The organism is Streptomyces sp. NPDC004658 (genome assembly GCF_040609555.1).
GTDB lineage: Bacteria > Actinomycetota > Actinomycetes > Streptomycetales > Streptomycetaceae > Streptomyces.
Window position 1 is genome coordinate 1 of sequence record NZ_JBEXKG010000172.1, and the last position, 15171, is coordinate 15171.

The window sequence follows — 15171 nt, forward strand, 5'->3', positions numbered from 1 at the left end:
ACCAGGCCGGGAAGAGCCGCAGGTGCCGGCACGCCGGTGAGGGGCGGGCCGGGCCGGTCACGCGGTGCCCCTGGCGGTGGGCGCGCTCGCGGCGGCTCTGCCGGTCGTCACCCGGACCGCCGCCGCCGCGGCTTTCGCCGTGATCCGGCGCGTCGCGGCGCGTCAGGCCGCCGGACCGGGCTCCGCGTGCCGGAGTCCGTGCCCGCCGGCCTGCCGCGCGCCTCCCGGCGGGGATCAGCCGATGTGGTAGCTGTCGCCGTAGACCTTCCAGTCGAGCGGGGTGTTCAGGTCGAGGTTGCCCTTGCGCAGGAAGACGCGCTGCTCGGTGTCGACGCGGCTGGTGTCGCTGTGGGCCTCCTCCTGCTTCATGGCCCACACCCGGGCGTCCAGGAAGGCGTTGAGGTACGCCGTCTCGTCGCCGCCCTGGGCCGGCGGCTTGGCGCTGCGCAGGGCGCGCTTGCGGATGTTGCGGAAGCTGGTCGGGTCGTCGCCGTCGCCGTGCATGACGATGGCGTCGTAGTAGATGAACTGGCCGAGCGCGCGCAGCCCGTCCGTCCTGCCCTGGGCGACGGCGGGGTTGAAGTAGACGCGGTCGCGTTCGTCGTTCTGCGCCTGCTGGAACGCGGTGTCCTGGGCGGCCTTGCGCCAGTCCCTGGGGTAGTCGGGGTCCAGGCCCTGGTGCGAGTCGGTGCCGTTGACCTTGCGCAGGGCGGGCAGGTACTTGGCCAGGACGTTGCCGGGCTTGCGGTCGGCGTAGAGCTGGACGAGGTCGAGCATGTCGCCGGTGCCGGAGCAGAAGCCGATGATGCCGGCCGTGTAGCCGCGGCCGTCGCCGATGTCCTCGATGTACTTGTACTGGGCCTTCCAGTCGAGCGAGGAGTTCTCCGCGCTCGACACCAGCTTCATGGCGATCTCCTTCTTCGCCGGGTCGTCCAGTCCCGGCGCCGCGGCCGAGGCGGTGCCGGCGCGGGAGACTCCGAGCAGGGCGCCCGAGGCGACGGCGCCGAGTGCGGCGACGACGGTCCGGCGGGAGAGGCGGGAGAGGCCGGCAGGGCTCGCGGGGGCTGCCGCTTCGCGGTCTGCGTACACCACAGGGGCTCCAAAAGGGAGTGGGGGGTGGGTAGTTGGTCCGTACCGACTACTGGTAGGAAAGTTTCCTATCAAACGTGGCGCGGGCCGGTAACCCGGCAGACGGGAAGTTCGTAGGATCGGACAAGCCCCCGGCGCGGCCGGCGGCTCAGCCGCGCCGCGCCGTGTCCCGCTCCCGCGTGAGGTCGTACAACTCCTGCGAGGCACCGATGAGTTCGCGCCGCTCCTCCTGCGATCCGACCATCGGCCGGGAGCCCTTGAGCGGGACCTGGGCGCTCTCGGGGAGGAACCGGACGGTGAGCAGGCCGATCGCGCCGGCCAGCATCAGGTAGTAGGCGGGCATGAGGTCGTCGCCCGTGACGTCGACCAGCGCCGCGGTGACCAGCGGGGTGGTGCCGCCGAACGCGGCGACGGCGAAGTTGAATCCGATGCCCATGGCCGCATAGCGGACGGCGGTCGGGAACAGGGCGGGCAGCGTGGCCGCGCTGGGCGCGGCGAAGCAGGCCAGCAGCGTGGCCAGGAGCAGCACCCCGAGGATCGGCGGCCAGGTGCCCTGCGCCTTGATGAGCAGGAAGGCCGGGACGGCGAGCACGATCATCGCGGTGGCGGCGACGGCGTAGAGGGGCCGCCGGCCGACCCGGTCGCTGAGCCGGCCGAGGAAGGTGATCAGGAGGACGATCCACACCATCCCGACGAGCACCAGGACGTCCGCGGAACCGCTGGAGCGGTGCAGGGTCTCGGTCTGATAGGTCGGCAGATAGCCGGTGACCATGTAGTTGGTGACGTTGTAGAGCAGCACCAGGCCCATGCAGACCAGCAGGGCCCGCCAGTGGTTCCTGACGATGTCCTTGAACTCGCTGCCCGCCGACTCCTGCGCGAGCGTCTTCTCGTGCTCGTCCAGCTGCTGCTGGAAGGCCGGGGACTCCTCCAGCTTCAGCCGCATGTAGAGGCCGATCACGCCGAGCGGCCCGGCGATCAGGAACGGCACGCGCCAGCCCCAGGAGAGCATCTGGTCGTCCGTCAGGGCCAGGTTGAGCAGGGTGACCAGGGCCGAGCCGAGGGCGTAGCCGGTGAAGGTGCCGAAGTCCAGCCAGCTGGAGAGGTACCCGCGCCGGCGGTCCGGGGAGTACTCCGCGACGAAGGTGGTGGCCCCGCCGTACTCGCCGCCGGTGGAGAAGCCCTGGACCATGCGGGCCAGCAGGAGCAGCACGGGTGCCGCGATGCCGATGGTGGCGTAGCCGGGGATCACGCCGATGGCGAAGGTGCCGACCGCCATCATGATCATGGTGGTGGCGAGCACCTTCTGCCGCCCGATCCGGTCACCGAGCGGGCCGAACACCAGTCCGCCGAGGGGCCGTACGACGAAGGCGGCGGCGAAGGTCGCGAACGAGGAGATGACCTGTGCGGCCGGGGAGGCACCGGGGAAGAACACCTTGCCGATGGTGGCGGCGAGGTAGCTGTAGACGCCGAAGTCGAACCACTCCATGCAGTTGCCGAGCGCGGAGGCGCCGACGGCGCGCCGGAGCAGCGGGGGCTCGACGACCTGCACGTCGTCCGCGCGGAAGGCGCCCCGGTTGCGGCGCAGCCTGCGGGTCAGCTCCTCCCGGACCTGCCGGGGCAGCCGCGCCACCGCCCCCGGTACCCGCCGCCTGTCCCGGTCCTGCCCTTCCCCACCGGACCGCCCGTCGCTCATGAGCGCCTCCTTCCTCTCGCTCCCTTGATCACCGCCTGCCCCTGTGGGCGATTCAGAAACGGAACCGCTCAATCCCATCCGCGCCGGCGGTTGGACTTGCACGGCGCCGCGGAGCAGGGTGGACGGGCCCGCGCGCACACGCGGGGGCACCCCTACGGCACCACCCGGAGAAGACCCGATGACGTACGTCGCGGACCCCGCTCGCTACGACGGCACCATGCGCTACCGGCGCACCGGCCGTTCCGGACTGGACCTGCCGGTCCTGTCCCTGGGCTACTGGCACAACTTCGGCGACGACCGCCCGTTCGAGACCCAGCGCGAGATCGCGCTGCGCGCCTTCGACCTCGGGATCACCCACCACGACCTCGCCAACAACTACGGCCCGCCGTACGGCGCGGCGGAGGTGAACTTCGGGCGGCTGCTGAAGCGCGACCTGGCGCCCTACCGCGACGAGCTGGTGATCTCCACGAAGGCCGGCTGGGACATGTGGCCGGGCCCCTACGGGCAGGGCGGCGGCTCCCGCAAGTACCTGCTGGCCTCGCTGGACCAGTCGCTCGGCCGGATGGGCGTGGACTACGTCGACATCTTCTACTCCCACCGGCTGGACGCGAGCACGCCGCTGGAGGAGACCATGGGCGCGCTCGACACCGCCGTCCGCCAGGGCAAGGCGCTGTACGTCGGCATCTCCTCCTACGACGCCGAGCGCACCCGGCAGGCCGCCGCGATCCTGCGCGACCTCGGCACGCCGCTGCTGATCCACCAGCCGTCGTACAGCATGCTCAACCGCTGGATCGAGACCGACGGCCTGCTGGACGCGGCCCAGGAGGAGGGCTTCGGCGTCATCGGCTTCACGGCACTCGCCCAGGGCCTGCTCACCGGCCGCTACCTGGACGGCGTCCCGGCGGACTCGCGGGCCGCGCGGGGCACGTCCCTGGACGCCTCCTGGCTGACGGACGACCTGCGGGACCGGCTGCGTGCGCTGAACGGCATCGCGGCCCGGCGCGGGCAGACGCTGGCCCAGCTGGCGCTGGCCTGGGCGCTCCGCGACGAGCGGGTGACCTCGCTCGTGATCGGCGCCTCGCGGGTCGAGCAGCTGGAGCAGAACGTGGCCGCGCTGGAGAACCTGTCGTTCAGCGACGAGGAGCTGGCCGAGATCGACCGGTACGCGACCGAGGGCGGCGTCGACCTGTGGCGCGACGCCCGGCTGGGCAACCTCGGCTGAGGTGCCGGGCGGTTCCCGGCCGGGGCCTCCCGGCCGGGAACCGCGGGTGGCGGGTGGCGGGTGGCACTGCATGACATCTTCGGTGACATCGGATGACATGCATCACTGACATGGGGGAATAAGTAGGACATAATGGACGTCGTTCCTCACGTCCGCCCCGTCCCGCGCACCGCGCCCCGCGACCGCAAGGAGCCGCTCACCGTATGGCGCACGGAGCCCACCGCAGCCCCTTCCTGCCTCCCCACCCCGATCTGACCCTCGCCCGCGACTGCGAGCAGTGCCTCGGCTGGGGAACCGTCGTCACCCGCGACGGAGACCACGAGCTGTGCCACCTGTGCCAGCTGGATCCCGCCGACGACCAGGGCGCCGCGACCTCCGGCCCCTGACGCCCCTTCCCGCCCGCTCCCCCCGGCCGGCACCGGCCCCGCCCCGGACGATCACGCTCCAAGGTAGGGTTCGGACAAAAGTTTCACCAAGAAACGTTCAAGCCGGACAGGGGGGCACCATGAGCGCCGCACGCACCAGCAGGACACCGTTGCCGGGTATCGGCGTCCGGTACGACCTGACGACACGCGAACACCGCCACCTGTCGGTGGTGGCCCACCGGGACGGTTCGCGCACCTTCAGCGCCTACCGGCGCGACGATCCGGACGCCTGCGCCCTGTCGGTCCACCTCACCGGCCAGGAGGCGGAGGCGCTGGTCGACGCCCTCAAGCCGACCCACCACAGCCCCACCCTGCTCTCCACCACCGAACTGGGCCTGGTGGCCGAGCGGATCGAGCTGTCCGGGACCTCCCACTGGAACGGACGGCTGCTCGGCGAGACCCGGATGCGCACCGAGACCGGCGTGTCCATCGTGGCCGTCCTGCGCCGCGCCGAGGCGATCCCCTCCCCCGGCCCCGGATTCCGGCTGGCCGGCGGGGACACGCTGATCGTCATCGGCACCCGCGAGGGCGTCGACGCCGCCGCCGCGATACTCGGGCGGGAGTGATCCGGATGCACTCGTCCGCGGTCTTCCTGATCGAGTTCGGCGCGATCATCCTGGGTCTCGGGCTGCTCGGCCGGCTCGCCGCCCGCCTGCGGTTCTCGCCCATCCCGCTGTACCTGCTGGCCGGGCTGGCCTTCGGTGAGGGCGGGCTGCTGCCGCTCGGCACCAGCGAGGAGTTCGTCGCGATCGGCGCCGAGATCGGCGTGGTCCTGCTGCTGCTCATGCTGGGGCTCGAATACACGGCCGGCGACCTGGTCTCCAACCTGAAGACCCAGTACCCGGCCGGCCTCGTCGACGCCACCCTCAACGCCCTGCCCGGCGCCGTCATGGCCCTGCTGCTGGGCTGGGGTCCGATCGCCGCCGTCGTCCTGGCCGGCATCACCTGGATCTCCTCCTCCGGGGTCATCGCCAAGGTCCTCGGCGACCTCGGCCGGATCGGCAACCGGGAGACGCCGGTGATCCTCAGCATCCTGGTGCTGGAGGACCTCTCCATGGCGGTCTACCTGCCCGTGGTCACGGCCCTGCTGGCCGGGACCGGCTTCGCCGCCGGCAGCGTCACGCTGGCCATCGCGCTCGGTGTGGCGGGCCTGGTGCTGCTGGTGGCCGTCCGCTACGGCCGGCACATCTCCCGGTTCGTCTCCACCGACGACCCCGAGAAGCTGCTGCTGGTGGTGCTCGGGCTGACGCTGGTGGTGGCCGGTGTCGCGCAGCAGCTCCAGGTCTCGGCGGCGGTCGGCGCGTTCCTGGTGGGCATCGCCCTGTCCGGGGAGGTCGCCGAGGGCGCGCACCACCTCCTCGCGCCGCTGCGGGACCTGTTCGCGGCGGTGTTCTTCGTCTTCTTCGGCCTGCACACCGACCCGGCCAGCATCCCGCCGGTGCTGCTGCCCGCCCTCGCCCTGGCCGTCGTCACCACCTTCACCAAGATCGCCACCGGCTACTGGGCGGCCCGCCGGGCGGGCATCTCCGCCCGGGGCAGGTGGCGGGCCGGCGGCACCCTGGTCGCCCGCGGCGAGTTCTCCATCGTCATCGCGGGGCTCGCCGTCACCTCCGGCATCGACTCCGACCTCGGCCCGCTGGCCACCGCCTACGTGCTGCTCCTCGTCGTACTCGGCCCGCTGACCGCCCGGTACACCGAGCCGCTCGCCCGGCGCCTGACCGGCCGCCGGCACCGGCGGACGCCACCGGAGACCCAGCCCGCCCCGGACACCGCCGCGCGAGACCAGCACGACCAGCAGGACCAGGGAGCCTCGGCCGGCCGGCCCTGATCACCGCACGGGCACCGGCGTACCGTGGAGGCATGTCGCCTCCTCCCCTACCGGGACCTCTGGCCCACCTGGAGCCGCTGCTCGGCCACTACGGCTACTGGGCCGTGGGGGCGGTGGTCTTCGTCGAGGACTTCGGCATCCCCGCCCCCGGCGAGACCATCCTGCTCGCCGCGGGCGTGTACGCGGGCACGGGGCGGCTGAACGTCGTGGCCGTGGCGCTCATCGCGTTCACCGCGGCCGTCGCCGGGGACAACCTGGGCTACCTGATCGGCCGGGTCGGCGGCCGGGCCTTCGTGCACCGGTGGGGCAAGTACGTCTTCCTCACGCCCAAGCGGTTCGAGGCCGCCGAGGCGTTCTTCACCCGGCACGGCGGCAAGATCGTGACGGTGGCCCGGTTCGTCGAGGGCCTGCGCCAGGCCAACGGCGTCATCGCGGGCACGACCGGCATGCACTGGCGCCGCTTCCTCGCCTTCAACGCCCTCGGCGCGGCCCTGTGGGTCGGTGTGTGGACGACCCTGGCCTACCTGGCGGGCAACCACATCACCGCGATCTACGACGAGATCCGCCGCTACCAGCTGTACGTCCTCATCGCCGTCGCCGTCGTCCTCGCGTCGTTCGTCGTACGGCACGTCGTGCGCCGGCGCGGCGAACGCTGACCCGCTCACTGGTTTGGACGACGGCAGAGCGGCAATTCGGATGACGACCAGAGACCCGTCTATGTGGGGATGTGACACGTGATGGCCGGCAACCAGAAGGCGAAGGCCAAGGCGGAGCAGGCCAAGGGCAAGGTCAAGGAGGCCGCGGGCCGCGCCGTCGGCAACGAGAGCGTGGAGGCCGAGGGCCGCATGAAGGGCGCCAAGGGCGACGCCCGGCAGGCCAAGGAGAAGGTCAAGGACGTCTTCAAGCACTGAGAGAAACCGAAGAGCGATCCGGCCGCGAACGGGCCCGGAGACCCCGCGCGAGCGGGCCTCCGGGCCCGTTCCGCTGTGTCCCCGCACCTCCCGCGCCACCCCTCAGCAGGTGTTCGTGGGCATCCGGAGGATTCCTCGCGGACGTCCCCTTGACCGGCGGCCCAGTGGGTAACCGAGCAGGGACGGCACGACCCCCCTGTGCACAGGAAGGGCCCCTGACCCCAGAGGAAAAGGGCAACGAGGTATGGACATCCCGCTCAGGACCCACGCGACGACGCAGGACCGCACCGCGCCCCTGCGCTACAGCCGCACCTGGGACACCGGCGTCTCCAGCATCGCCGAGGCGAGAGACGCCGTCGCGGCCTTGCTGGCGCGGGCGCGGCCCGCACCCGGACGGCGCCCGCTGCAGGATGCCCAGCTCGTCGTCAGCGAACTCGTCACCAACGCGGCCAAGCACGCGCCCGGCCCGTGCGCGCTGCGCCTGGAGCTGCTGCCCGACTCCACCGCGCTGCGCATCTCCGTCACGGACACCTCCGAGGAGCCGCCGCGGCGGCGTCCCCCCGATCCCCGGCGGGTCGGCGGCCACGGTCTGCATCTCGTGACGATGCTCTCCCGCGCCCTGGAGGTGACCTGGCTGTCCCGCGGCAAGCGGGTCACCGCGACCGTGCCGCTCGGCACGGCGACCGCCGGCTGACCGGCGGGGCCGGGAGCGTCAGGCGACCCTGATGCCGACGATGCAGGTGTCGTCGTCGGTGTCCGACCTGCTGTAGGTGAGCAGCCGGTCGAGTTGCTGGTCCAGGGTGCTGGGCGCCGCGCGCGCGGTGTCGAGCAGGTGCGACAGGGACTCCTCCACCGAGCGGTCCCGGCGTTCGATCAGACCGTCGGTGTACATCAGCAGGGTGTCCCCGGCGGCCAGCTGCACCTCCGTCTCCTCGTAGCGGGCCTCCGGGACGGCGCCCAGCAGCAGTCCCTTGACCGGGGGCAGCGCGGTGGCGTCCGCCGCCCGTACCAGTACCGGCGGCAGATGGCCCGCCCGCGCCCAGCGCAGGGTGCGCCGCTCGCCGTCGTACAGGCCGCACACGGCGGTCGCGGTGACGGCGCCCGTCAGGTGGTGGGCGACGATGTTCAGCCAGGACAGCAGCTGCGCGGGGCCGGCGCCGGTCACCGCGAGGCCGCGCAGCGCGTTGCGCAGGACGACCATGCTGGTGGCGGCCTCGATGCCGTGCCCGGCGACGTCTCCGACGCACAGCAGGACCAGGCCGGAGGGCAGCACCACCGCGTCGTACCAGTCGCCGCCGACCAGGTGCTCGGTCTCGGCGGGCCGGTAGCGCACCGCCACCTGGAGGCCGGGCACCCGCAGCGGGGCCTGGGCCGGGGGCATGATGGCGTGCTGGAGCTGGAGGGTGAGCCGGTTGCGCTCCACGGCCTGCTGCTCGGTGTGGGCCAGCTGGTCGCGGGTGGCGGCGAGGGCGACCTCCGTCCAGTGCTGGGCGGAGATGTCCTGGTAGGCGCCGCGGAGGCCGAAGAGCTGGCCGCCGGTGTCGAGGACGGGCTCGGCCACCACCCGGATGTGCCGGGTCACGCCGTCCGGGCGCAGCAACCGGAACGCGGCGGAGGCGGGCCTGCGGTGGTGCAGCACGGTGCGCAGAAAGCGGCCGAGGACGACGGCGTCGTCGGGGTGGGCATGGGCCGGCAGGTCCTGGAGCGCGACCGGGGGGCTCGTGGCCGGGCGGCCGTACAGGCTGAACAGCTGGCCGTTCCAGGTGATCTCGCCCGTGAGCAGGTTCTCCTCGAAACCGCCGATCCGGCCGAGCCGCTGGGCGTGCTGGAGCAGGCTGGCCAGCCGCGCGGTCTCGTCCTCGATGCGCCAGATCAGCAGCACGCCGGAGCCGTGCCGGCTGATGCTGATGTCGGCGACGGCGGACAGCGGGACCTGGTCGACCAGCGCGGTCAGCCGCATCCGGCGGGCGCGGAACGGCTCGCCGGTGGCGTAGACCCGTTCCACCCGCTGGAAGAGTTCGCTGTCGCCGGCGGCCATCGGGTAGGCCTCCAGCAGCAGGGCACCGCCCACGACGGCCCGGGGCCGGCCCGCCGGGTCGAGGAAGCGGCCGTTGACGTGCTGGATGCGGAAGTCGACCAGCTGCCCGGTGTCGTCGAGGTGCGGCACGAGCACCAGTGCCGGGTCGTGCAGCCCGTCGGCCAGGTCCATCAGCTCGACCACGTCGGGCAGCAGCCCGGGTTCCGGTCCGGTACCGGGCGGCGGCACGAAGGTCTCCAGGGAGTGCGCGCACAGCTCGGCGAGGGCCTCCACCTGCCGGACGACGGGGCGCGGCAGCGGTTCCTCCGGCTTGGGCCAGGCGATCTCCAGGACGCCGTGGATCCGGCCGCCCGCCCCGGCGGGTACGGCGATCCGGGCGCCGTCGGCGTACTCGCGGCGGCCGATCGTGGGCAGTCCGGAACCAGCGAGCGAGGGCAGCCACTGCCCGTCGGGTTCGGTCAGGCCGCGCCGGGCCACGGTGGCCACGTCGGGCGGGACGTAGTGCCAGCGGGCCGCTTCCCCGGGCGGGAAACCGGCGCTGCCCGCGAGGGTCAGCGAGCCGTCGGAGCCGGCCGCCCAGATGGCGACGGCCACCGCGCCCAGCGGGCGCAGCGCGTGGTCGAGCAGCGAGTCGGCCATCGCCTGGGTGTCGTGGGCGGCCAGCACACCGCTCTCGGCGGCGCGCAGCCGTACGGCGGCGGACTCGGCGGACTCCGCGACGGGCCCGGACGGGTCCGCGGCGACGGACAGGAACGCCTCGGTGACCTCCGCGACGCGGTCCCGGGCCGCCTGGTTGATGACCTCCACCGCGAACTCCAGCGGGGTCGTCTGCGCCTGCTCGGTGAGTTCGGCGAGCTGGCGGGCGGCCTGGGCGGGCCCGCAGCCGAGGCGTTCGACCAGGATGCCCTTGGCCAGTTCGATCAGCGCCCGGCCCTCCGCCTCGGCCTGCGCCGCGCGTACCTCGCGGCGCAGCCGCTCCACGGTGGCGGCGAGCCGGCCGACCGGGGTGGTGGCGGGCACGTCGGACGACACCGCGTCGGCGGCGGGGAGCTGGGCGGGCACGCCTGCCGGCGTGCCCGGTTCGTACGCGTTCACCGGATCGGTACTCCTCGGCCTGCGGTGGGGCGGGCGCGCTGTGCCGTGCCGGCCGGGCTCATGCGGGGAGCCAGCGCTGGACACAGGCGATGAGGTCATGGGTGTCGACCGGCTTCGTGACGTAGTCGCTGGCGCCGGAGGCGAGGCTCTTCTCCCGGTCGCCCTGCATGGCCTTGGCGGTCACGGCGATGACCGGCAGGTCGGCGTACTGCGGCATCTTGCGGATCTCGGCGGTGGCGGTGTAGCCGTCCATCTCGGGCATCATCACGTCCATGAGGACGAGTTCGACGTCCGGGTTGTTCAGCAGCGTCTCGATGCCCTTGCGGCCGTTCTCCGCGTGCAGGACGCGGAAGCCGTGCAGTTCGAGGATGCCGCTGAGCGCGAACAGGTTGCGGGCGTCGTCGTCGACGACGAGGACGGTACGGCCCCGGGTGCGTTCGTCGATCGGCTGGGGCGCGGTGTGCTGGGTCTCGTCCCCGCGGACCAGGGTGAGCACCTCGCCGGGCTCCTCGGCGGACAGGTGCAGCGCGATCCGTTCGCGCAGCTCGTCCAGGCTGAACAGGTACTCCAGCGAACCGCTCGCGGTGTCCTCGGCGAGGGTCTCGGTGCGGTGCGAGCCGTGCACCAGCACGGGGACGCCGGTCAGGGCCGCGTCGGCGCGCAGCGCCTCCAGGAAGCGGGCCGACTCCCCGTCGGGCATGCCCAGTTCCACGACGACGCAGTGGCAGGGTTCGGCGGCGAGGGCACCGGCCGCTTCCTGGGCGCCGACCGCGGTGATGATGTCGACGGGCGTGCCGTCGCCGTCGGTGCGGCCGGGTTCCAGGTCACGCACGACGCTCTCGGCGACGAGCGTCAGCAGCCCGCGCGGGCGCTCCTCGACGACGAGCAGCCGGCGCGGCCGCTCCCGCCGTGCGAGGACCGGCGGCCGCTGCTGGACGGGGCCGCCGGGCTGGTCCGTGTCCTCCTGCCCGGCCTTCGGGGTGGAGCGGCCACTGCGCAGGAGTTCGTCGAAGTCCGGCCGGGCCACGGGCAGGAAGAGGGTGAAGGTGCTGCCCTTGCCCGGGGTGCTGTCCACGGTGACGGCGCCGCCGAGCAGGTGGGCGATCTCCCGGGTGATGGACAGGCCGAGCCCGGTACCGCCGTACTTGCGGCTCGTGGTGCCGTCGGCCTGCTGGAACGCGCCGAAGATGGTCTCCAGCTGCTGTTCGGGGATGCCGATGCCGGTGTCCTTCACCCGGAAGGCGACGACCGCGCCGCCGCGTACGACGCCGTCGGGCACCTCGCCGTCGCCGACCGGTTCGACGCGCAGTTCGACGCCGCCCTGCTCGGTGAACTTCACCGCGTTGGACAGCAGGTTGCGCAGGATCTGCCGGAGCCGGGAGTCGTCGGTGAGCAGGTCGGCGGGGGCGCCGGGGGCCGTGGTGACGATGAAGTCCAGGCTCTTCTGGGAGGTCATCGGGCGGAAGGTGGCCTCGACGTAGTCGATCAGCTGCCGCAGCGGTACCCGCTCGGGGCTGACGTCCATCTTGCCGGCCTCGACCTTGGACAGGTCCAGGATGTCGTTGATGAGCTGGAGCAGGTCGGAGCCGGCCGAGTGGATGATGCCCGCGTACTCGACCTGCTTCGGGGTGAGGTTGCGGGAGGGGTTCTGGGCCAGCAGCTGGGCGAGGATGAGCAGGCTGTTGAGCGGGGTGCGCAGCTCGTGGCTCATGTTGGCGAGGAACTCGGACTTGTACTTGGAGGCGAGCGAGAGCTGCTGGGCGCGCGCCTCCAGTTCCTGCCGGGCCTGTTCGATCTGGAGGTTCTTCGCCTCGATGTCCCGGTTCTGCTCCGCCAGCAGCGAGGCCTTCTCCTCCAGTTCGGCGTTGGAGCGCTGCAGTTCCTCCTGCCGCGCCTGCAACTCGGCCGAGCGGGACTGCAGTTCACTGGTCAGCCGCTGCGACTCCTGGAGCAGTTCGTCGGTGCGGGCGTTGGCGACGATGGTGTTGACGTTGACCCCGATGGTGTCCACGAGCTGCTGGAGGAAGTCCCGCTGGACGGCGGTGAACGGGGTCACGGAGGCCAGCTCGATGACGCCGAGGACCTGTTCCTCGAAGACGATCGGCAGCAGCAGCAGCGCGGTCGGCTCGACCTGTCCGAGCCCGGAGGAGATGGTGACGTATCCGGGCGGCAGCTCGTCCACGGCGATGGTACGGCGGCTGCGCGCGGCCTGGCCGACGAGGGAGCGGCCGAACGCGATGCGGACGGGCCGGGTGTCGTCCTCGGGCCGGCCGTAGGAGCCGACGAGCCGCAGCTCGGGCCCGGAGTCGCTCTCCTCGGCGAGGTAGAAGGCGCCGTACTGGGCGGACACCTGCGGCACCAGCTCGTCCATGATGAGCTCGGCGACGACCGGCAGGTCGCGGTGGCCCTGCATGAGGCCGGAGATGCGGGCCAGGTTGGTCTTGAGCCAGTCCTGTTCCTGGTTGGCCCGGGTGGTCTCGCGCAGGGACTCCACCATGGAGTTGATGTTGTCCTTGAGGTCGGCGACCTCGCCGGAGGCGTCGACGGTGATGGAGCGGGTCAGGTCGCCCTCGGCGACGGCGCTGGCGACGTCGGCGATGGCGCGTACCTGCCGGGTGAGGTTGCCGGCGAGTTCGTTGACGTTCTCGGTGAGCCGCTTCCAGGTGCCGGAGACGCCCTCGACCTCGGCCTGTCCGCCGAGCCGGCCCTCGGTGCCCACCTCGCGGGCCACGCGCGTGACCTCGTCGGCGAACGCGGAGAGCTGGTCGACCATCGTGTTGATGGTGGTCTTCAGCTCCAGGATCTCACCGCGGGCGTCGACGTCGATCTTCTTCGACAGGTCGCCCTTGGCCACGGCGGTGGTGACCAGCGCGATGTTGCGGACCTGGCCGGTGAGGTTGTTCGCCATGGAGTTGACGTTGTCGGTGAGGTCCTTCCAGGTGCCGGCCACGTGGGGCACGTGCGCCTGACCGCCGAGGCGGCCCTCGGTGCCCACCTCGCGGGCCACCCGGGTCACCTCGTCGGCGAACGCCGACAGGGTGTCGACCATGGTGTTGATGACGTCGGCGAGGGCGGCGACCTCGCCCTTGGCCTCGACGGTGATCTTCTGGGAGAGGTCGCCCTTGGCCACGGCGGTGGCGACCTGCGCGATGGAGCGGACCTGGCCGGTGAGGTTGGACGCCATCACGTTGACGTTGTCGGTGAGGTCCTTCCAGGTGCCGGCGACCCCGCGCACCTGCGCCTGACCGCCGAGGCGGCCCTCGGTGCCCACCTCGCGGGCCACCCGGGTCACCTCGTCGGCGAACGCGGAGAGCTGGTCGACCATCGTGTTGATGGTGTTCTTCAGCTCCAGGATCTCGCCGCGGGCGTCCACCGTGATCTTCTGCGACAGATCACCCTGCGCCACCGCGGTGGCCACCTGGGCCACGTTGCGCACCTGCGCCGTCAGGTTCCCGGCCATGAAATTGACCGAGTCCGTCAGGTCCCGCCAGGTGCCCTTGACGCCCTTGACGTCCGCCTGCCCGCCCAGCCGGCCCTCCGTGCCCACCTCACGGGCCACGCGGGTCACCTCGTCCGCGAACGCCGAGAGCTGGTCCACCATCGTGTTGATGGTGCTCTTCAGCTCCAGGATCTCGCCCCGCGCGTCCACCGTGATCTTCTGCGACAGATCACCCTGCGCCACCGCGGTCGTGACCTGGGCCACGTTGCGCACCTGCGCCGTCAGGTTCCCGGCCATGAAGTTGACCGAGTCCGTCAGGTCGCGCCACACGCCGGCGACCCCGGGGACCTGGGCCTGACCGCCCAGCCGGCCCTCGGTGCCGACCTCCTTGGCGACCCGGGTGACCTCGTCGGCGAAGGCGGACAGCTGGTCCACCATCGTGTTGACGGTTTCCTTCAGCTGGAGGATCTCGCCGCGCGCGGGCACGTCGATCTTCTGGGACAGGTCGCCCTTGGCCACGGCGGTGGCGACCTGCGCGATGTCGCGCACCTGTGTGGTGAGGTTGCCCGCCATCGCGTTGACCGAGTCGGTGAGATCGGCCCACGTGCCGGAGACGCCCGGCACCTGCGCCTGGCCGCCGAGGGTGCCCTCGGTGCCCACCTCGCGGGCCACCCGGGTCACTTCGGAGGTGAACACGGACAGCTGGTCGACCATGCCGTTGAAGACGGTGGCGATGTCGCCCATGAGCCCGGTGGAGTCGTCCGGCAGCCGGGTGCCGAAGTCCCCGTCGCGCACGGCCGTCAGTCCCGCGAGCAGCATTCTCAGTTCGTGGTCACCCGGGACAGCCTCGGTCGTCCCGGTCGCCTTGCCGGCCATGCGCACCCTCGATCCGCTCCCCAAGAGCCCCCGCGGCGAGGGCTCGGAACCGCGGCCGAGAGCCCAGCGCCGCCCGGCCGTTGGTGTGTGCATTTCCGCAGTTCACGGATTTGCATGATGAGAAAAATACGCCGCAGGCTAACCCACCTTCACGGGTGGGGACAAAGGAACCGGCCAACCTCCGGAAGCCGCCGATTTTCACTCGCGACAACAGGTGTGAGGTGCTGTCACCCGGGTACCCGAGAGAGTTTCGCCAAGGGGTTGCCGGGGCCGCCGCGACCGGGATTCCGGGCGGCGTCCACGGCCACCGACCAGCCCGGCGGGGTCTCGCCGTCCACCACGAACTCCAGCAGCACCGGCCCGCGCCGGGCGAGTACGTCGGCCCAGACGGACCCGACGTCCAGGTCCTCGGCACCGGTGTCGCGCTCCCGCAGCAGCGTCGCGGCGGCCTCGCTGCCGGGCGGACCCGCCACGCCGGTGAGGTACGGCAGTGCGTCCCGGGCCAGGGCCGTGGTCGCGATGCCGGCGCCGAGGAGCCGCGCCACATCGGTCGCG

General features: G+C 72.2%; 11 protein-coding genes and 1 pseudogene. 7 read left to right on the top strand and 5 right to left on the bottom strand.

Features of this window, described 5'->3' with window-relative positions:
* Window positions 1-234: 234 nt before the first annotated feature.
* Window positions 235-1092 (bottom strand): chitosanase, encoded by an 858-nt coding sequence (locus ABZV94_RS34965; RefSeq protein ID WP_356347787.1) that lies wholly within the window; start codon window positions 1090-1092, stop codon window positions 235-237.
* 145 nt (window positions 1093-1237) lie between these two features.
* Window positions 1238-2782 carry a glycine betaine/L-proline transporter ProP gene (gene proP, locus ABZV94_RS34970; protein ID WP_356347789.1) on the bottom strand — a complete coding sequence of 515 codons (1545 nt, stop codon included), beginning with the start codon at window positions 2780-2782 and terminating at the stop codon, window positions 1238-1240.
* Between the two features lie 178 nt (window positions 2783-2960).
* Between proP and mgrA the strand changes: the two genes are divergently transcribed.
* The 7 genes from mgrA (at window position 2961) to ABZV94_RS35005 (ending at window position 7862) form a co-directional block, all read left to right on the top strand.
* The gene (mgrA, locus tag ABZV94_RS34975) at window positions 2961-4004 is read left to right on the top strand and encodes an L-glyceraldehyde 3-phosphate reductase (RefSeq protein WP_356347791.1); all 1044 of its coding nucleotides are present in this window, start codon (window positions 2961-2963) and stop codon (window positions 4002-4004) included.
* A 203-nt stretch (window positions 4005-4207) separates the two neighbouring features.
* Window positions 4208-4390, top strand: coding sequence for a hypothetical protein (locus ABZV94_RS34980; RefSeq protein ID WP_356347793.1), 183 nt, complete (start codon window positions 4208-4210; stop codon window positions 4388-4390).
* Between the two features lie 119 nt (window positions 4391-4509).
* Window positions 4510-4995, top strand: a complete 486-nt coding sequence (locus ABZV94_RS34985) for a TrkA C-terminal domain-containing protein (protein ID WP_356347796.1) — start codon at window positions 4510-4512, stop codon at window positions 4993-4995.
* Window positions 4996-5000: 5 nt separating this feature from the next.
* Complete coding sequence (locus ABZV94_RS34990) at window positions 5001-6257, top strand: cation:proton antiporter (protein ID WP_356347798.1); 1257 nt, start codon at window positions 5001-5003, stop codon at window positions 6255-6257.
* 32 nt (window positions 6258-6289) lie between these two features.
* A complete protein-coding gene (locus ABZV94_RS34995) occupies window positions 6290-6913 on the top strand; it encodes a DedA family protein (RefSeq protein WP_356347800.1) in 624 nt (207 codons plus the stop codon).
* A gap of 81 nt (window positions 6914-6994) precedes the next feature.
* On the top strand, window positions 6995-7168 hold the full coding sequence (locus tag ABZV94_RS35000; RefSeq protein ID WP_356347801.1) for a CsbD family protein: 174 nt from the start codon (window positions 6995-6997) through the stop codon (window positions 7166-7168).
* A 244-nt stretch (window positions 7169-7412) separates the two neighbouring features.
* On the top strand, window positions 7413-7862 hold the full coding sequence (locus ABZV94_RS35005) for an ATP-binding protein (protein ID WP_356347803.1): 450 nt from the start codon (window positions 7413-7415) through the stop codon (window positions 7860-7862).
* 18 nt (window positions 7863-7880) lie between these two features.
* Here the strand turns inward: ABZV94_RS35005 and ABZV94_RS35010 are convergent, their stop codons facing one another.
* From ABZV94_RS35010 to ABZV94_RS35020, 3 genes and pseudogenes are all read right to left on the bottom strand, one after another.
* Window positions 7881-10301: a SpoIIE family protein phosphatase gene (locus tag ABZV94_RS35010; protein ID WP_356347805.1), complete on the bottom strand. Its 2421-nt coding sequence runs from the start codon at window positions 10299-10301 to the stop codon at window positions 7881-7883.
* A 58-nt stretch (window positions 10302-10359) separates the two neighbouring features.
* Window positions 10360-14616, bottom strand: coding sequence for a HAMP domain-containing protein (locus ABZV94_RS35015; RefSeq protein ID WP_356347807.1), 4257 nt, complete (start codon window positions 14614-14616; stop codon window positions 10360-10362).
* A gap of 227 nt (window positions 14617-14843) precedes the next feature.
* Window positions 14844-15171, bottom strand: a pseudogene (locus ABZV94_RS35020) (hypothetical protein); the annotation flags it as partial.